The following is a 19,828-nucleotide window of genomic DNA, read 5'->3' as shown; positions in this document are numbered from 1 at the left end:
GTAATTATTTTTGAATTGATTAATTTGCCGCTAAGGGAAGCAATACGCGCTGGGCCAATTCCTGATCAAAAAGATATAACGCAGAAGGGTTGTCGGAAACCATTTTAATTTTGGTTACCAATTGAGAAGCGTTGGCTTCTTCTTCTACTTGCTCGGTCACAAACCATTGTAAAAAGGAAACAGTGGCAAAATCACCTTCGTCATTGGCATTTTTCAAAATATTAAAAATACTTTTGGTGACTAACTTTTCGTGTGCTAAAGCTTTCTCGAAAATATCAATTGCATTATCGAATACGTGTGGTGGCTGCTCAATGGCTCCCATTCTTATTTCAGCGCCAACATCGTTCATGTAATCAAACATTTTGTCAGCGTGCATTAATTCTTCTTTGCTTTGAATACGGAAATAATTGGCGATGCCATCTAAATCGCGTGCCGAAAACCAGGCCGACATTGAAAGATAGTATTGTGCTGCGAATTGTTCGTTGGTAATTTGGTCGTTGAGTAAAACTGCTATTTTTGTACTGATCATTATTAATTCTATTTAAACAAATATAATTAAATTTTGTATACCAAAAAAGCGGAACATATGTCCCGCCTAACATTAAAAAATAAATTATGAACGTGTTATTTAGTTGACTGCATGCGCATCATTTTTTTGCTTTTCATCATTTTCCCTTTATCACACATTCTATCTTTTTTCATCAACTGCCACTTTTGAAATTGCTCAGGAGTTAAAATCTGCTTCATTTCTGCCTCATGTTGCGCTCTCTTGGCATCGATTTGAGTTCTTTTGGCTTTCCTTTCCGCCTGCATTTTTGGAGCGTTTTCTTTTCTTTCAGCCATTCTTTGATCCTGTAAAGCTTTGATTTTTAAAACTTGCGCATCAGTAAGCTTTAATTCTGATTGCATTTCTTTCAAATGAGTTGCTCTTTTTTGTTCCATTTGAGCGGGATCCATTTTCTGCATTTTTTGATTTTGCTGTGCCATTGCGAAAGTTCCTAGCGCTAAAAACGCTGCACTTAAAACTAATTTTTTCATGATGTTCTATTTTGTTTGGTTTCTTGTTAACTGTCTATTTGATAGGGAAAACACATGATAGTTAAATAGGATACTCATAAACTTTTGTTAAAACAAATACCAACAAAACGCAAGCATATTCGTTGCTTACTCAATGTTTGATTGCAAACATATAGAGTAGTTAATTTCTAAAATTAGAATTTAAAATATAATCTATGTAAAAGATTATAAAGTTGCTTTATTAGGACAATTATAAAAAAAGAGCAGTTTCAATTTGAAACTGCTCGCCATCATTATTAACATTAAAATCTAAAATTATCGGGTGATAAAACGTTGACCCGAGTTTCTTGAACTAGAACTTGGTGTTCTGGATTCGTTGTTTTGGTTGCTGCGATTTTCTGGTGTTCGCTCTACTTTTCTGGTAGGCACTTCATTTCGCGGCGCGTCCTTTCTGATATTTGAATTATTTCTAATTCCATTATTTTCAGCTGACCTCAGCGGAGTTCTTACGCTATTATTTCTCGTATTTGAATTTTCGCTTCTTATTCCATTATTTCTGGGAGCAGCGTTTTCTGTTCTGAAGTTATTATCTCTGGTATTATTATCTGTTCGGAGCTCCTCATTTCTGAAGCTGTTTTCGGTTCTACCCGATCTCGGGACTGGCTGAAAACCAATATTTTGCCTTGGATTTGTTTGATGATACTCAACTTTGTTTACTTTATACACATTGATATTCATAGATCTGTATCTTGGAATAACGTAAATATTTCTGGCGTAATGTCTTCTATTATAATTCTGATAATACACCACTGGGTTGTAACCGTTGTAATAATTATTCTGAAAAACGATAAATAAGTTAGGCCCTAAAATTCTTTGCATTGCATAAAACCGATCATAATACCACCGGTCCGGATTGTATCGATAATAAGAATTCCAGGCGTTATACGAAGGAAAACTGTCATTCAACATCATAATCTGTTGTACTTGCCAAGGGGATAAGCGGTGCATGGCAAAAAAACGATTCCAATTTACATTATAAATACTTTGGCGATAATCATTATAATATCCTTGGTACAAATCATTATTATAATAGTCGGAAGGATACTCATAATAATAATCATCGGGGAAATAATATGAATCATCTTCGTCTCCATAATAATTGCTTTTATTCGTTGGATAATAATCAGGATAGTTCTGGGCGGAAACCAATGTCATTAGAAACACTGAGAAACCAATTAGTATTTTTTTCATTATAATTTCGGTTTTATATTAATTGTCTAACGATTATCGAAAAATCGTGCCAATTTTTTAACTAGACTTCTTATTTCATGAAAGATTATTATCAATTGATAAAAAGCACTATTCTTTTGATAACAAAACAAAAAAGAAGTTAAAACCTAAGTCTTAACTTCATATCTAAAATGCTGATTATCAGTACTTGAAAAATTAAAAATTTTTATTCATTCTAAATAAAATACGTGTATATTATTTTTAAATTCTATTTGAATCCGCAATCCAGTGTGCAATTTTTTGATTAAAACCTTCATGGTTTAAAAGTTCTTCCACATTCAAATGCATTCTATATCGCCAATAATGTGGAAAAACAGCGGGATTATTGATTCGTTCTTCATCCATATTTGGATTGGTTAATATTTTATCAGTCGCCAGAAATTCCTGAATAGGAAAAATGGCTAACATGGCATCATTATACAGGTGCTGTTTCATAATCATCTCTGCCAAAGGCGGTTCTAAATCATAAGGCGCTGTTCCCTGTTGGCCAAGTTGCTTTTGAAAATACGCATAACTTAACTCTCGATCCTCATGCCACCATTGTCGAAGTGTAGAACTGTCGTGCGAACTGGCTGTCACTACATTCATGTACCCTGCTTGTTTTGGATTGTACCAGGGAATGTTATCCGATGGCATTCGCTGAACTTTCAGCGCAGTAATCCCTAACCGATCCATCACTTGCGGCACCGATTCTGGAACCAAGCCCAGATCTTCACCACAAATCAACATATCGGTTGCATTTAAAATTACAGGAAGTTTTTCCATGGCTTTTTCATACCACAATCCATCTTGTCTTTTGAAGAAATAATCAACGTATAGTTCAGATAGTTTTCTTTTTTCGTCGTCGTGTAAATATTGATAGGATTCTGTTTTTTCAATATTAAATCTCGGGTGGTAAACCACTTCATCAGCGCTCAATTGCTCTTTCAAGAATAGCACGTTTGCAGCTAGTGAAATCAATCTTTCTTCGGCCCAGCCGATCGGATTTTCTTTAAAATAATCTGCTAATTTTCGTTGGGTATCAAATTCCTCTTTTAAAGTATACGTCCCATCAAAATGATTGTTCATAAATAGATTATGAATAGTTTCCCTTTCTTCACCAAAGTAATTCCACAGTATTTGATCATTAATAAATGGTTTACAATATCGATTTTCATTAAAGTAAATTCCTCTTGCTTGAAACTCCTCTACCCGTACCGGAACTGCCGGATAAAAATAGCCCAAAATCCCTTGGGTCGCACTCATCGGCATTCGCCAAATTCTAAAAAAACCAAGAATATGGTCAATCCTCATCGCATCGAAATATTGTTCCAAGGCTTTGAAACGATTTTTCCACCAGCGGTAACCATCTTCTTTCATGGCTTCCCAATTATAGGTTGGGAATTCCCAGTTTTGACCTAAATCTGTAAACTGATCTGGTGGTGCGCCAGCTTGAAAATCCATACCAAACAGCTCGGGTTCTGTCCACGCTTCTACCGAATATCGATAAATTCCGATCGGCAAATCTCCTTTTACTGAAATTCCCAAATCATGGGTATAGTCAATCGCTTCTTTTAATTGTACATGAAGTTGATACTGCACCCACGCATGCAGCATCGCCGTTTCATACTCTTTGTTTTTTGCGGTAAAAAAAGGAGCTATTTTGCCGGCAATATATTTTTTGTGGGTTTTCCAGTCATTGAAATTTGGTGTTTTATACTTGTCTCTCAACACGCAAAAAGCAGAATAAGGAATCAACCACTCTTCATTCTCTTTAATAAACTTTTTAAAGTTCCTGTCTTTTAGAACCTTCTCTTTATTGGTTTCAAAAATTGCTTTAATAAATTTCCATTTCCCGGAGATCATTTGTTCATAATCGATAACGCTTAAATCATTTAAAGCTGTTTTTTCAGTTTTAAACTCCTTCTCTAATTCTTTGGATAAAGGGTACTCTAATTTTTCAATCGATAAATATTGCGGATGTAAAGCGTACACCGAAATCGCAGCATAAGGATAAGAATCCGTCCAAGTGTAATTTGCAGTAGTATCATTGATCGGTAGAATTTGCAAAACAGAAAGTTTTGTTTTCGCTGCCCAATCTGCCAGATTTTTCAAGTCTGGAAATTCACCAACTCCGAAACCGTCCTCTGTTCTTAAGGCAAAAACCGGAATTGCAACTCCAGCGGCGTGATACATTTGATACGACTTGAATTTGAAAAAATGATCGGCTTTTATTTGAAGTATATTTTTTTCAGCATTCGGTAGCGCCCAGCGGTTATCGCCATATTCAATATCGAAAACTTCACCAGAGTCGGTATTCATTAAACCATATTTGTATTGGATCATTTGGTTGATTGGAAGTTCTACTGCAGCTTCCCAAATTCCGAAATCGGTTTGCGACATTGGAACGGTGTTTAAATATTCCCAATTTCCGAGCGCCACACCATTCCCTAAAATAACAACTTGCCAGTCTGGATGGTAAATAGGTGCTTCTAAGCGGAAAAGATGCGTATGTTTTTTTAAAACCGAGACTTTCTTAGGTTTGAAATGACGAAGTTTATTTTTTAAGATTTTATTATTGAGATAATTTTCGGGAAAATTTTTGGCATTCCAAAAGTCAAAAACATTGAATTCATCGTAGTTGTGGGGGAAAGTTAATTGATGCAAAGAAAATTCTTCATCCAGAATAAATCCTTCTTCATTCACCAATTGATATTTGTAGGAAATGGATTTCGAAAAATAATCCACTTCCGCCGACCAGTTTCCGTTATCGGTATATTTCAAGGCGTGCAATTTTTCTTCGCTTCCTTCTTCAATAACGATAACTTGCAGGTTTTCACCAACTTTCGTTCTGAAATTAATGTTAAGATATAGTTTCATAAAAGGTTGTCTTTAATGACTGCAATTTAGGAAATTTCTGAACAATTAAGAAAGAAAATCAGAACGTTTCAAAATTAACAAAACCAGTTTAGCAGTTCATAATCAGATCATTAAAACAGATAATTACAAATATGCGATAAATCATTAAAAATGAGAGTAATGCACTTTGACGAAATGAAAAACCTTCCGAATTTTCGAAAGGTTAATTAGTTCAATAGGGCTTTAAATCAATTACTTAAGAAATCGAATAACTCGTTCCTTCTCTTCCATCTTTCAACTCAATGCCTTCGGCGAGCAAGCGATCGCGGATCTGGTCGGAGAGGTCAAAGTTTTTGGATTTTCGGGCTTGGTTTCGCAAGTCGATGAGAACCTGTAAAGTCTGATCCAATTTCTCATTATTGTTTTCTTCGATATTCTGTAAGCCTAAAACATCAAATACGAAATCATTCATTAATGTTTTCAACGCCTTCAAATCAGTTTCGGTAATGGTTTCTTTTGCCTCCTTTAATTTAAATATGAAGTTAACCGCCTCGAAAAGATGGGCGATTAAAATTGGCGAATTGAAATCATCGGTTAACGCTGTATAACATTTTTCCTTCCAAGCGTTTACATCAAAAGTCGAAACCTCAGCACTTGGAAAATCAGAATTGAAAAGCACTTTCATGGCTTCCATCAAACGCTGGAAACCCTTTTCACTGGCCACCATGGCTTCATTAGAAATATCCAAAACACTTCGATAATGCGCCTGCATAAAGTTGAAACGCACAATGGTTGGGTGAAAAGCTTTCTCGAAGAACTCATTGCTGCCGGAAACAAGTTCCATCGGCAGAATATAATTACCTGTAGATTTACTCATTCGTTGCCCGTTCATGGTCAACATATTGGCGTGCATCCAATAATTTACGGGAGCTACATCGTTGCAAGCTTTTCCTTGCGCAACTTCACATTCGTGGTGCGGGAATTTCAAATCCATGCCACCGCCGTGAATATCGAATTTTTCGCCCAGGTATTTGGTAGACATGGCGGTACATTCTAAATGCCAACCGGGAAAACCTTCGCCCCAAGGCGAGTTCCAACGCATGATGTGCGCCGGAGATGCGGATTTCCAAAGGGCAAAATCTGGTGCGTTTTTCTTTTCATTTTGCCCATCTAAATCACGGGTATTGGCAAAAAGTTCATCGATGTTTCTGCGGGAAAGTTCACCATAATTTAAGCCCCGTTTGTTGTATTCCAAAACATCAAAATAAACAGAGCCGTTGCTTTCGTAGGCAAAACCTTTATCGATTAATTTCTGAGTCAGTTCAATCTGTTCCAAAATATGTCCGGTCGCCGTGGGTTCTATGGTTGGTGGAAGTAAATTAAACACTTCTAAAACCTTGTGAAAATCGACCGTATATTTCTGTACGATTTCCATCGGTTCCAGTTTTTCCAAGCGCGATTGTTTCACGAAACGGTCATTATCCACATCGCCATCATCGGTTAAATGTCCCGCATCGGTGATGTTTCTAACGTAACGAACTTTGTAACCCAAATGACTTAAAGAACGATAAATAAAATCGAAAGACATGAAAGTCCGCACATTTCCCAAATGCACATTGCTGTAAACAGTTGGTCCACAAACGTACATTCCGACGCTATTGTCGTGAATAGGTTTAAAGATTTCTTTTTCGCTGGTGAGTGAGTTGTATATTTTTAGTTGCATTTTTTTTAGTTGATGGTTGAGATTTGATAAAGAACTAATATATTATCTAAAAAACATTTTCATCGAAAGGAATGCTTTTTTCTTTACAACATTTTAGAATAACATCATCATTTTCGAAAAAAACATCACAAAATGATTCAAAGTCTTTTTCTAAAGGTTTATAAAATCGGTCTTGAACACCCATTAATTTCTCGATATGTTCAATAAATTTTTCAAACTCAATATTCATCTTACATAATTTATCTATTGTTTTAAAAGCTTCTTTTTGATTTAGCTTCTTGAAAAACTCCTGACTTACTTTGTTTTTAAGTTGTAAAAAACTAACACCAATCATATCAGGATTTGTCCAAACTTGTCCACTTTCTTTGTTGAATGATTTTTCGTGAAAAATTGTTTTTGAAAAAACGTTTTCTATGTTTCTCAAGTAAGTACTCAAAAGAATGTGTAAATCTCTTTCTTTATAACTCTCCTTTTTAGTAACTGCTACTGGTTTTATTTTAATGATATTTTCATTGATTTCCTCTTCAAATTTAGATAGATAATACAAATAATTCCCACCAGTTTTTTTTATTCTTTTTACCCGTTTATCATTCTTATAAATAAAATCTGTTAAATGTGCAGAAACTGTATTATGAGGTGTTTTCCCTTTAAATTCTGCATAAGACTTGGCCATAATATACTCACATAGTTCGTAAGAACCAATTGGGTTTTTTATCTCTTCCAAAGATTTTAAAACAGCTTCTTTTATAGTCATGCTTATCAGATTTTAGATTATTCCAAAGTAGATCGACTTCCTACATAATGCAGAAATTCCTGGCGGGTAATCGGGTTGGTTCTGAAGAGACCGCTGAGTTCGGCCGTAGTGGTAGAGCTTGCCGTATCTTTGATCCCGCGACAATTTACGCATAAGTGTTTTGCTTCGATGATGCAGGCAACATCATTGGTACCAAGTGCTTTCTTCAAAGCATCTACAATCTGCATGGTGAGGCGCTCCTGAACTTGCGGACGTTTGGCATAATAATCAACTACGCGATTAATCTTTGAAAGCCCAATCACCTCACCATTAGAAATATAGGCAACATGGGCTCTGCCAATAATCGGTAAGAAGTGATGTTCGCAGAAGGAATAGACGGTGATGTCTTTTTCTACCAACATTTGGCGGTATTTGTATTTGTTGGAAAAGGTCGAAATGCGTGGGTTATTTTCAGGAAGCAGTCCGCCGAAAATTTCATTTACATACATTTTGGCCACTCGTTTCGGTGAATCTTTCAGCGAGTCGTCGGTCATATCCATTCCTAATGTTTCCATAATCTGATGAAAATGGTGCTGGATCAGTTCGATTTTTTCAGCGGGAGATTTTTCAAAAGCGTCTGCGCGTAAAGGGGTGTGTTCCTTTCCTGTGAAGACATCATCGTCATTATCTAAATTCTCATTCATAAGTTTAATAATATAAAAACAAAATTAAGGATTTAATTTCTATCCAAAGGTACTTCACAGCAAATCCGATTGAAAGCAGGCCAAATTCCGTAAGCTACTCAACTAGTCCTCAATCAAAATCCCTCTTAACGGAGAGGGACTTTTAAAAACACTATTGTATAATTCAGTTAGAAACCGCCGCTTCCGCCGAAAGTAAATGTGGCTGTTAAACCGGCCCTCACGGTTGAAAGCGGGAACGCGGTAGAAATTTTATATTTCGTCATCAACTGGTCGTAGAAAAATCTAATATTAAAATTCTGAGACATATTATAATCTGCAGAAAGTTTAAAGCTCATCATTCTTTGACCTCCAGTTACCTGCGAATCATCCTGCAAAATATTGGTAATTCTGGTCTGGCTGTCTCGTAAAGAAAAATCTCCACGGATATTTAAATCACTTTTAATGGTTCTTTCTTTTCCTTTGAAACTCATCTTCATTTTCAAATCTTTCAAGATATAACCAAAACCAATAATGTATTCCTTGCCGGTATCTTCGGTTAACGTATGATTCACTAAACCGAGCATCAACAAACGATCGATGTTATATTGTGCACGGAACTGCATATTGTTACGCATGGTAACATCGGCGCCGATCAGCGGGGCAAATGCTTCTACATATCCTACTTGTGAGAAGGTGTAGGGATTATAAATATCGCCAAACGCGTCCCGATCTGAAATGGCATTGTTCTGAACATTATAATAATCAATACTCGACTGTATTCCCGTAGCAGTGTAGGTTGAAGTATACCCATGAAGAATATCAAATTTAGAAAACTGACTATTGACCAAAGGTATATTTTTCAAGCCAGAATAGGTAATTCGCCAGTTCGGAAGTGGGAAGCCTGATTTCTTAGCATCCGTCATTCCAGCAGGTGTTTTTCCTTCGACTGCTGCTTGGAACGCAGGCACCAAAACGTAAGCATTGGCTAAGGAATGACCATCTGTAAATCCATTGGCATCAAGTGGACCACCCATTTGTTGCGAGATAATTTTCGCGTTCGCCAAGATGTTATCATAAATATTTCTGCCATCGGTAAACGAGGTGCCGAAAGTCCACGCTGTTCGGGAATACGTAATCAAATCTGTTCCGAACGAGAATTGGAATCCATTGTTTGGATCAGAATCTGCATCCACATTATAACCTCCCTGAATAAAATTACTGTTGTAATTTTTCATGAAGTTAATATCAATTCTAAAATCATTCACCGGCATAATTTGAACATTGGCGAGGAAGTTCTGGTTTTTCATTTGCGAATAAGGATCATTCATATAATTCGAATTTGAAATCCATCCGTTTTCAATAACGGTTCGCCGAATATCTGCCTGTGAACCCATTAAAAATCCGTAGGTTGGACCACCTAAAGTTTGTCCGTATCCATACCAGTTTGGTGCAGAAAGTAAACCTGGCAAAACCGTTCCGTTGTTTTCATTATAGGTAATATCCAATTGTTTAATTGAAGTCAAAGCGTAGGCAATACTTTGCATCGGATTCAATTTATTTTTGAATTTATAACTCTTGAAGGTCTTCTTCTTATTTTTCTTCTGCCATGCCAAATTATACGCATTATTTAGGGAGTCAACTTCCTGTTTACGCTTTTGCATTTTGGCATTAATATTTTGGAAATACTTAAATTTCCCAAAGAATTTCGGCATATCAACCGTAGAGGTTGCGATGATATTATTGGTGTTTTGCCCAATACTTCCCAAACTTTCTGCAACATTGGTATCAGGATTTACAAAGCTGGTCAGCACGGTACTTCGGGCATTCCAATTGTAGGTAAAGCCGTAGCCCAATTCCGCGTTAATGAAATCCAAATACGGTAAATATTCAAACGGGAATCGATAGTTCAACTGAACACGATGGTTGTATAAAACCGGTCGTCCCGCTCGGAAAGGATCGGCAAAAATAGATTTGCTGTTCATTTCATAGACACTCACATTGTCATTTAAGGTTCGCATCGCAGAATTAATTTCGAGCTTCAATGATTTGGTAAAATTAAATCCGAGACCATATTGCCAGCCGAAATAGAAATTTCTGTTTCTAATGACATCAAATTCTTGGCCTGCGTTTCCACCTAGGATTGCATCAATATTTCTAAATTCCAATTCATTGTAGTTACGGTCAATTTCCGTTCGGAAAGATAATCTCGTAGGAATTGGGTTAATGTTCACTTCCTTTAGCCATCTTAAATATTTATAAGACTTCGCGGTATCGCTCACCATTTTATTAAAAGGCCGAATAACATACGGCTTGAATGAATAGTTGTAATCTACATAACCTCGTAAATACTGTCTGTAGTTCTTTTTAGTATAGACATCTCGGTAATAATCATCGTTGTAAACCGTAGTTAATGAAAGGTTTTCAACATCGTAAAATTTCGCCTTTTTATTTGGATTCATACGGTCTTTACGCATATTAACCACGCCAAAACTTCTTTGCTGCGTAAATGTTCTGGCCACAGTTTTCAACTCTTCTTTATTAGGAGCCTCCTCAAAAGTGACATCATTATCGAGTGGATTATATTTCGGATCTTCGATGGTTTGCGTGTAAGAATAATTCACAGGAATTTTCAATCCTACTTTTTCTGGTAAGAATTTATCTACATTTACCGTGGTATTAATACTGTAAGCAGAAAGAGAAGACTGCGATCTTTCCGAAGGTTTTTCAGCAATCCCACCAAAACCAATCGAGGAATAAGAAGCATTTGCATTTACTAAAGCGAAATCTCCTAGGTTAAAGTTTACACTTGCATTTCCGGCGTACCCTCCTTTATTTTCAATTTCAGAAAGTCGGATTTCATTAACCCATAAAACGACTTCTTTGTTAATCAGGGAATTTTTATTTCGAACTCCCAACATAATTGTAGTTACACTTCCTAAACTAGGACGACCTTTGATATAGATTTTTTTATGAGGATCCTGCGCGCCGTATTCTATATCTTCTCTGCGGATATCGATTCCCGTGGGGAAGTTTACATCTCTTCTTAATTTCGCATCCACAAAATTCTGAATGGCCAAATTCACTGTATTTTCTGATGGCCAAATTTCTAGCGGTGACCTTGCGTTTTTCGCGGTATATTTTAGAGACGCTTCGTATTCATAATAATTATCAGTAGCATCGCTTCCGAAACGGATAAAGAATTTCGCATCTTCATCATAGTTCGAGGAATTAACATCTTTTAAATCTTCAGCGTGAACAAATAGTTCTAAATTTTTATAACGGCGCATATCCAAAGCTACATTTTTGAAAACGCCACGAGAAGAACTTTTTTCTAAAGGCTGCGCTTTCATATACAATGACGCTTCATTTTGTCGTTGAGCTCCGGCATTTCCGCTCAAAACCTGACGATCGATTCCCGGAGGCAGAACATAAGGAGGTTGATTCAAGCCATTCTCTTCTAGGTTTACACTTCCAACATCTAAATTCTGATCGGTGACGAAATTCGTGCCTTCATCTGTATCCGTAGTATTTGTTGCGATGTTTTTGGTGTATTTTCTCCAATCACTTCTAACCAAATCTAACGTTCCGAAACGAATGGTGGATGCTTGATCAAAGCCAGTCATTAACAATCTGGCAAAGCGAACATTATTTAAAATAGAGGGATCCGCTTCACCAGCCGCCGTATCAAACTGAGCAACCGGCACGCGGAATAAGTACCATTTGTTATTTCCGGTTTGTCCGTTTTGAAATTTAGCTTCCACTTCTTTAACATCAACAATGAAATTTTGCCCTAAAACCATTTTACTCTGATCCAGTTCAATGGTATATTGGTTATAATTTTCATTTTGATCCAAATTATAATCACGGTTGATGTCTTCCGCATCTGGAGTTTGCGTTGCAACTTCCAAGGTATTGCTTTGTGAATTACCTTCGGGACCACGGAAGTATTTATAGCGCTCTGTTAAAGAAGACGCTTGATTTCCCTGGAATTTATCTGATAAATAAAAGACAAAATCATCTGACGCTGGATCAGAAACATTGGTCACTGGATTCACAAAATTGGTTCCGAATTTTGCAGCTTCACCTTGAGCATCTAAGCCATCATACCCTAAATCTTGCGCCGTACGATCTTCATTTTCAGATGAGAACGCGTAGAGAACTGGGAATTGATTCGGTTGCACTCCCCAATTCGTTGTGGTGGTATTGGCTGGTGTGCTTGGTGTTGGCAATCCGTTTTCATATTGGAGTTTACCATCTTTTAGAACATCTTCAGAAACATTTCCTAATTGCAGCAGTAATTTTGGGTTTGAGCCCAAAGGATTTCCATCAGCGTAAGGATCCATCATCCAAAACTCCACATATTCAATATTAGAATTGGTAAAGTTGGATACTGAAATTGGCCGCATAATTCCTGCCCATCTTTCTTGGGTAGTTTCGGCATTTGGATTTACGTTATACGGTCCTCTTTCGGTTGGGAAATAGGTAATATCAAAAGTATTGGTATACAACTGCTCGCCCGCTACAAAATCTCTACTGTTGTATAATTCAGAGGTTTGAACCCTTCTGGAAGCATGATTGGAAACTGCTGCGGCATTAATTCCATTCGGTGCTTTACCACCAATACCGTAGAATCGCGGATCGATATTGTACCAAGTTAATAAACCTCTTCCGTTACCAGACGTAATATCATTATTTAAACCTCCATTTAAAAAGAAAGGTTCTGGATTTTTTTCCGGTTTAGAAGCCAAACTCCACATCGCTGGTTCTTTTAGCGAAATCTTGGAGGTGCTTTGTTCGAAATCATCAATATAAGATTGGTCACCAATTCCTTTATTTTGGCCGGGAATTAAGTAAGCACCTTCCGCCTGGAAGTTTAAACTCGAGGGTGCTTCGGTATTGACAAACGGAATTTTATCGGTTAATCTTGTTAAGAATGGCAATTCATTATTGTATAAAATATTGAATCCTGCCATGGTATTGTTCACCGCCTCTTGACCAAAATTCACTTTCTGTGTTAATGGAGTTTCGGCATAATTCACTACGGTTGCACCGATCGTAAGATGCTCATTAAACTTTCTTTCTAAGTTTAAACCCAAAAATCTTTTTCTTTGGGTGTTAAAGGTCAACTGATTTTCAAGGGAAATGTTTATGGCTTGGCCAGATTGTTTCACGGTTTCATTAATAATATTTACCGAGCCTAACATATAATCTACGGTGTAATCAACTCCTTCCTGCAGTTGTACGCCATTAGCAGAAACCTTAACAGAACCTTGTGGAACATTGATCGCACCAAGAGAAATTCCGGCACCTTGCGTGCCTTTAAATCTCCCCTCCATGGTGTATCGTAAAGCAAGGTTGCTTTGTGAGGCGACCTGTTTTTGTTGGTCATATAATTCATTGAAAACAAATTTAGGATCACTTGTTCCCAAGACATTTTGCAAATAAGCACCGAACGGTTTTGCTTTGGTGAAAATTACTTTTCCGTTTTCTGGATCTACGGTAATTCCCGGTACAAAATCAAAAATACCGTCACCGGCTTCGCCGCCACTTTCTTGTAAATCGTTGTTCATATTCAAACGATCCCAGTTCAATAATTTTAAAAGGTTTGGATTTACCTGCGGAGTTGGAGTATTAACCGTTGTGGGTAAATAATTTACTTTTCCACCATTTTGCGGATCGCGGTAATATACATTGAGTAAAAACCCATCTGGATTAATTTGATTGGTATTTAATGGATAAATATTTTTCATCATCAAATCCCACATCGGTGAAGTGGTTTTTACGGTACTGTTGGGTTTTAATACTTTGGTAATCAAAACCGGACTTTCTTCTGAAAACTCACCGACTTTGTACACTTTATTATCACCATTCAACGTATAACTGTAGGAAACCGCCAAAAGTTGATTGTCATTTAATCTTTGATTAAGAGACATGTATCCCAATTGCGGATTAAAGGTGAATTCATTTTGGTTTAATCGTCGGGCTTTTCTATTGAAAATATATTGTTCGCCATCTGCATAGGCCTCTGGTGATCCGTTGGCATTAGGAAATAATTGTCCTTTGATTATATTGCCATAATCCGTATCAGAATTCCTAGGGGTTCCAATGGCGGTCATTATGCTTTGATAGAGATTATTCTGGGCATTATCCGGATAACCAGAAATGCCTTCTCCTAAATCACGAATCCCCAAAATTCCTTTTTGATCCTGAAGATTACCGGAGCCCTGATCTAAAACCCAAGCTTCAATTCTGGTAATGTTTATTCTTGAATTGATCTGTGGGTAATTCAAAAGTGCTTTATCGTAATTGTTGAGGAAATAGTGGTCTAAATAATAATGCTGATTATCTTCATAATCAATCGCGTTTAACTTAAAGGTGTTCATCACACCACCACCTTGTGCTACAATAGTCCGGGCCTCTCCTTGCTGCTGTGAAAACACCAAAGTTCCATAAGTTTTACCCAATTGAAACTCGGTTTTTAAACCAAATAATGATTCTGAACCTCGAATTAAATTGGTGGAAAGCGGCATATTAACATTGCCAAATTCTACTCTTTTAATAATTTTATCTTCGCCGCCGGTAGCTTTATCGGTCAAACCTTTGGACTGTAAATCTTTCCATGACCCTTTTGCCTGCCATACCAAATTCATTCGGTTTTCAAAAGCGAAACCGCTTTGCGTATCATAATTGGCTTTCAATTGTAGATTTTCTCCTACTTTTCCCAGCAATCCCATTTGAATTCTCTGTTGAATATCGATGGCAAAGTTGGTTCTGTTCTGTGGTAGGATTAAAGGATTATCAATCTTTTGATACAGCCCGCCAATATCGAAAGAGGCAAAACCTTGTGGAATAATCTCAATTTTATTTCCCCCGAATATGGATTCGAAAATCTTATTTTTAATACTAACGCTAGGCAGCAAGCCCTTTTTGATGGCTTCGGTTTGATCTTTTCTATATCCCAGCGCATTTGCTGCAGATTTCTCTTTGTAATAAGCACTCAACTGATTGGTGAGCATGTACTCATTATATTCAGCAGAAGTCATGGAAACCGGATTTCCGACCACCATATTTCCGATCTTAGGATACAAAATATACATCCCGCTGGAGACATCGTAAAAAGCATCATAACGAAGTGGATTCGGCAAAGAAAAATCTTTCCGAACCGAAGTACTGTCTGATGGTGTTTGTTGTGCAAAACTAATTGCAAACGAGAAACACGTCAGTACAAAAACCAAAAATTTATGCTGAAAAAAACTATTCTTCTCCAAATGTTAAATATTTTTTAAAATTTGCTTCACCAAATCTTCGACACGAAGATCAGGATTTTGCTTTAGGATTCGGTCTGCAATCTTCTCACTCATTTTCTTAGAAATTCCCAAAACCTCTAATGCAGATAACGATTCTTCTTTCACTTTATTATTTACAAATGTAGAAATATTTTCCTCAGAAACACTGAATCTTTGGACTTTATCCCGTAAATCAACTACAATCCGTTCGGCTGTTTTCACACCAATCCCTTTTACTTTTTGCAGTAAGGCGCTGTTGTTTGAAAGAATACCAGCAGCGATTTCGTGAAGGGTTAGTGAGGACAACATAATGAGGGCAGAGACTGGCCCTACTCCGTTAACGCTTATTAACAGATTAAACATTTCTTTTTCTAAAATTGTGTTAAAGCCAAAAAGTAAATTGGCATCTTCACGAAGAATTTGTTGAATGTTTAAAAAGGTTTCTTTTCCTAAAACCAATTTCTCTGAGGTTTGCAGACTGACGCCAACTAAATAGCCAACTCCCTGTACATCGATGACGACAGAGGTTGGATTAAGTTGTTGTACCATTCCTTTTAAAGAATAAATCATTTGGTGTGTTTTTTAACAGACGTTTTTATTACTTCTACTTTTAGCCTTGCTCTCTTCGCTGCGCATCAAGAACAGCAATGGTCGCTAAATTCACGATTTCATCTACACTTGCGCGCATCTGTAAAACGTGAACAGGTTTTTTCAAGCCCATTAAAATGGGTCCGACTACCTGCGCTACCTTCAATCCTCTGATAATTTTATAGGAGATATTCGCACTTTCAAGATTTGGAAAAACGAATACATTGGCCGGCGTGGTGCCTAGCTTCGAGAACGGATAATCTGAAAGATGATCGCTATTTAAAGCAAAATCAGGTTGAATTTCCCCATCAACAATCATTTTAGGATAATCTTTATGAAGAATGGAAACTGCCTTCGCTACTTTTTTGGAAGTCTCTGAAATTCCGGCGAAATTCTCAAAAGATAACATGGCAATTCGTGGTTCAATCGCAAAGGTTTTCACAGTCATTTCGGCCATCCGGGCAATATTAACCAAATCCTCCGAGGTCGGATTTTGATTAATCGACGTATCGGTAAAAAACAAAGGTTTCTTTTCGGTCATAATCATCATCATGGATGAGATTTTATCTACCCCTTTTTCTTTTTCAATTACTTTTAAAATCGGTTTCAAAGTTGAAGAATAGTTTTTGGAGAACCCCACGATTAAAGCATCTGTATCGCCATGGTGCAACATCAAGGGACCGAAATAATCTCTTTGGCGAACATATCTTTTCGCCTTGTATTCGTTCATTCCTTTTCGCTGGCGCAGTTTCCAAAGTGTTTCACGATATTTTACACGATTTTCTTCCTGGTCTTCTCCCATCGGATCTACAATTGGAACATCGATTTCGATACCGTATTTTTTCATTTGCTCTTGCACATATTTTTTCTCACCAAGTAAAATAGGTTGAGCAATTCCTTCTTCATAAAGAATCTGTGCGGCTTTCAGCACGTTATATTCTTCAGCATTTCCAAGGGTGACTCTTTTCGGATTAGAACGCGCTCGATTCTGCATCATTCGGAGCAGTTTTTCATCGCGACCCATTCGGTCGAGCAGTGCGTTTTCGTAATCATCGAAATTTTCGATTGGTTTTCCAGCAATGCCACTGTCCATTGCTGCTTTTGCGACTGCTTTGGAAACTTTAGTAATCAAGCGATTATCGAAAGGTTTTGGAATGAAATATTCACGTCCAAAATTCAAACCTTTTAAATTATAGGCTAAAATTACGGCTTCAGGAACAGGTTCTTTTGCTAAATCTGCAATTGCTCGAACGGCCGCAAGTTTCATAGCTTCGTTGATTCCGGTTGCTTGTACATCAAGTGCGCCACGGAAAATATAGGGAAATCCGAGAACGTTATTCACTTGATTAGGATAATCACTTCTACCCGTCGCCATGATGGTATCTTTTCGGGTTTTCATGGCAAGCTCATATTCTATTTCAGGATTTGGATTTGCCAACCCAAAAACGACTGGATTTTCGGCCATCGTTAAAAGCATTTCTGCGGTCATCACATCCGCTTTGGAAAGTCCAATAAAAACATCTGCTCCAACCAATGCTTCAGCAAGGGTAGAAAGCTCGGTATCTGCAATGAAATCAATCTTTTCCGGAGTAAGGTTCTCTCTTTTAGTATTGATAACGCCTTTAGAATCACACATCAAAACATTTTCTTTTTTCAGTCCGAGTTCTAAGTAGAGTTTTGTACAAGCGATTGCCGCTGCTCCGGCTCCATTAACAACCACCTTTACCTCGCCAATATCTTTGCCTGCAATTTCCAGAGCATTGAGCAAGGCTGCGGCAGAAATAATCGCCGTTCCGTGTTGATCATCGTGCATTAAAGGAATATTTAATTCTTCTTTCAATCTTTTTTCGATGTAAAATGCTTCGGGAGCTTTGATGTCCTCCAGGTTAATTCCACCAAATGTAGGCGCTATTCCTTTAACAATTTCTATAAATTTATCGGGGTCTTTTTCATCGATTTCTATATCAAAAACATTAATATCTGCGAAGATTTTAAACAAGAGTCCCTTTCCTTCCATCACAGGCTTTGAAGCCTCTGCACCAATATCGCCCAAGCCCAAAACTGCTGTTCCGTTTGAAATTACTGCAACTAAATTCCCTTTTCCCGTATATTCGTAGGCTAATTTTGGATCTCTTTCGATTTCTAAACAAGGAATGGCTACCCCCGGCGAATAAGCCAGCGATAAATCCCTCTGCGATGAGTGCGGTTTTGATGGGATAACTTCAATTTTTCCTTTTGGTTCAACACTATGATAATCAAGGGCTGCTTGGTTAAAATTTCTTTGATCTCTATTGTTTTTTTTGGACATATTGTATAGGTTTTTATCAACTCGTAAAGGTACGGAACCTCTACCGATGTATGCAATGAATAGTTTTAGTCTAAAATAGGTCTATTTAGTCAAGGTTCAGGATGTACTTTTTGTGGTACTCTACTAGACTTTCGATGGGTTTTTGCACCACTTTCCCGATGGTTAAATTAAGTTCTGCGGCGGCAGACCGCAAAATATCTTCATAGATATAAGCGATATATCCGATAAAATTAATTTCAATTTCACCTGCTTCCGGATAAGGCAAGACTTGGTAATCGAGAAAATTCTTCATCTCATCGAACACCATATTTTGAAAGTAAGAATGACTTTTATGTTCCGCAATAAATTTATTAAATTCCCCCAAATACGCATTGGCTCTAGGATTATGATACATATTCTTAATTGCGTCTTCTATGGTCAAATTATATTTTTTGATGAAAGCCCGTTCCAAATCTGCAGGTAGTTTTTTCATAAAAAACCTACGCAGCAAATGTTTACCTAAGGCGCTCCCACTTCCTTCGTCACCAATTAAAAAACCGAGGGAAGGCAAATCGATGCGAATGTTTTCTCCATCGAAAAAACAGGAATTAGAACCCGTTCCCAAAATACAAACAATGGCTGGCTTACCGTTGTACGCAGCATAAGCAGCGGCAGTCATATCTTCTTTGATGCGAACTTCTGCTTGTGGAAAAGTTTTTGTAAACTCTGTTTCTACTTTTTTCGCATTGGCTGGTGTACCGCACCCCGAGCCGTAAAAGAATACTTTTTCGATATGATTTTTAAGGAAAAACAGCTCTTCATTTTTATCAATTTCTTGACCGATGAAATCAACATTGATAATATTAGGATTAAAACCCAAGGTCGTTGTTTTCAAATGGGGCTTCCCGGAGTTGTCGAGGATCACCCAATCACATTTGGTAGAACCGCCGTCTATTATGGCAATCATATATTAATCGTTTAATCTGCTAAAATATTAATTTAATTTCAATCCCTTTTAGATTTAAAGAAATAATTGAATCATGGATGAGCAAGTTTTTCAAATAAAAAACGGACAAATGCCCGTCTTTTATAAAAAATAAATCATCTTTTAAGTAGAATTACTCCACTGCTATGACTTCCAGAATTTCTGGAGCAAATTGTTTTACGGTGGTTTCAACGCCTAATTTCATGGTTGAAAAACTCATTGGGCAGCCGTTGCAGTTCCCATGAAGTTTTACCAAAACGGTTTGTCCTTGTACATCGATAAGTTCGATATCGCCACCATCTTTGTTCAGAAACGGACGAATACTTTCGAGCGCACTCATCACTTTTGTTACGGTTTCTTCGTGTTTAATTTCTTTGTTCATCGTGTTAATTGAGTCA

12 protein-coding genes are annotated in these 19,828 nt (G+C 37.3%); all 12 read right to left on the bottom strand.

Translation table 11 applies throughout. The features are described 5' to 3' along the window. Positions 1 to 19: 19 nt before the first annotated feature. Complete coding sequence (locus QWY78_RS00830; RefSeq protein WP_290215771.1) at positions 20 to 529, bottom strand: ferritin; 510 nt, start codon at positions 527 to 529, stop codon at positions 20 to 22. Positions 530 to 624: 95 nt separating this feature from the next. Continuing rightward, positions 625 to 1,038 (bottom strand): DUF4890 domain-containing protein, encoded by a 414-nt coding sequence (locus tag QWY78_RS00825; RefSeq protein WP_290215770.1) that lies wholly within the window; start codon positions 1,036 to 1,038, stop codon positions 625 to 627. A 294-nt stretch (positions 1,039 to 1,332) separates the two neighbouring features. Next, positions 1,333 to 2,268, bottom strand: coding sequence for a hypothetical protein (locus QWY78_RS00820; protein WP_290215769.1), 936 nt, complete (start codon positions 2,266 to 2,268; stop codon positions 1,333 to 1,335). 240 nt (positions 2,269 to 2,508) lie between these two features. Beyond that, positions 2,509 to 5,166, bottom strand: a complete 2,658-nt coding sequence (locus QWY78_RS00815; RefSeq protein ID WP_290215768.1) for a 4-alpha-glucanotransferase — start codon at positions 5,164 to 5,166, stop codon at positions 2,509 to 2,511. A 235-nt stretch (positions 5,167 to 5,401) separates the two neighbouring features. Further along, complete coding sequence (gene cysS, locus QWY78_RS00810) at positions 5,402 to 6,868, bottom strand: cysteine--tRNA ligase (RefSeq protein WP_290215767.1); 1,467 nt, start codon at positions 6,866 to 6,868, stop codon at positions 5,402 to 5,404. Between the two features lie 46 nt (positions 6,869 to 6,914). After that, positions 6,915 to 7,622, bottom strand: a complete 708-nt coding sequence (locus QWY78_RS00805; RefSeq protein WP_290215766.1) for a hypothetical protein — start codon at positions 7,620 to 7,622, stop codon at positions 6,915 to 6,917. Between the two features lie 17 nt (positions 7,623 to 7,639). Beyond that, positions 7,640 to 8,305, bottom strand: coding sequence for a GTP cyclohydrolase I FolE (folE, locus tag QWY78_RS00800; protein ID WP_290215765.1), 666 nt, complete (start codon positions 8,303 to 8,305; stop codon positions 7,640 to 7,642). A gap of 167 nt (positions 8,306 to 8,472) precedes the next feature. Next, on the bottom strand, positions 8,473 to 15,552 hold the full coding sequence (gene sov / locus QWY78_RS00795; RefSeq protein WP_435389028.1) for a T9SS outer membrane translocon Sov/SprA: 7,080 nt from the start codon (positions 15,550 to 15,552) through the stop codon (positions 8,473 to 8,475). Between the two features lie 3 nt (positions 15,553 to 15,555). Further along, positions 15,556 to 16,140 carry a Holliday junction branch migration protein RuvA gene (gene ruvA / locus QWY78_RS00790; protein WP_290215764.1) on the bottom strand — a complete coding sequence of 195 codons (585 nt, stop codon included), beginning with the start codon at positions 16,138 to 16,140 and terminating at the stop codon, positions 15,556 to 15,558. A gap of 40 nt (positions 16,141 to 16,180) precedes the next feature. Beyond that, complete coding sequence (locus QWY78_RS00785) at positions 16,181 to 18,466, bottom strand: NADP-dependent malic enzyme (RefSeq protein WP_290215763.1); 2,286 nt, start codon at positions 18,464 to 18,466, stop codon at positions 16,181 to 16,183. 85 nt (positions 18,467 to 18,551) lie between these two features. Next, on the bottom strand, positions 18,552 to 19,412 hold the full coding sequence (locus QWY78_RS00780; RefSeq protein ID WP_290215762.1) for a BadF/BadG/BcrA/BcrD ATPase family protein: 861 nt from the start codon (positions 19,410 to 19,412) through the stop codon (positions 18,552 to 18,554). 151 nt (positions 19,413 to 19,563) lie between these two features. Next, positions 19,564 to 19,812 (bottom strand): NifU family protein, encoded by a 249-nt coding sequence (locus QWY78_RS00775; protein WP_290215761.1) that lies wholly within the window; start codon positions 19,810 to 19,812, stop codon positions 19,564 to 19,566. Positions 19,813 to 19,828: the final 16 nt, after the last annotated feature.

The sequence above is a fragment of the Kaistella yonginensis genome (genome assembly GCF_030409525.1).
GTDB classification, from domain to species: Bacteria; Bacteroidota; Bacteroidia; order Flavobacteriales; family Weeksellaceae; genus Kaistella; species Kaistella yonginensis.
The sequence above is the reverse complement of the archived record's forward strand: the minus strand, read 5'-3'. Positions and strand labels throughout refer to the sequence as shown.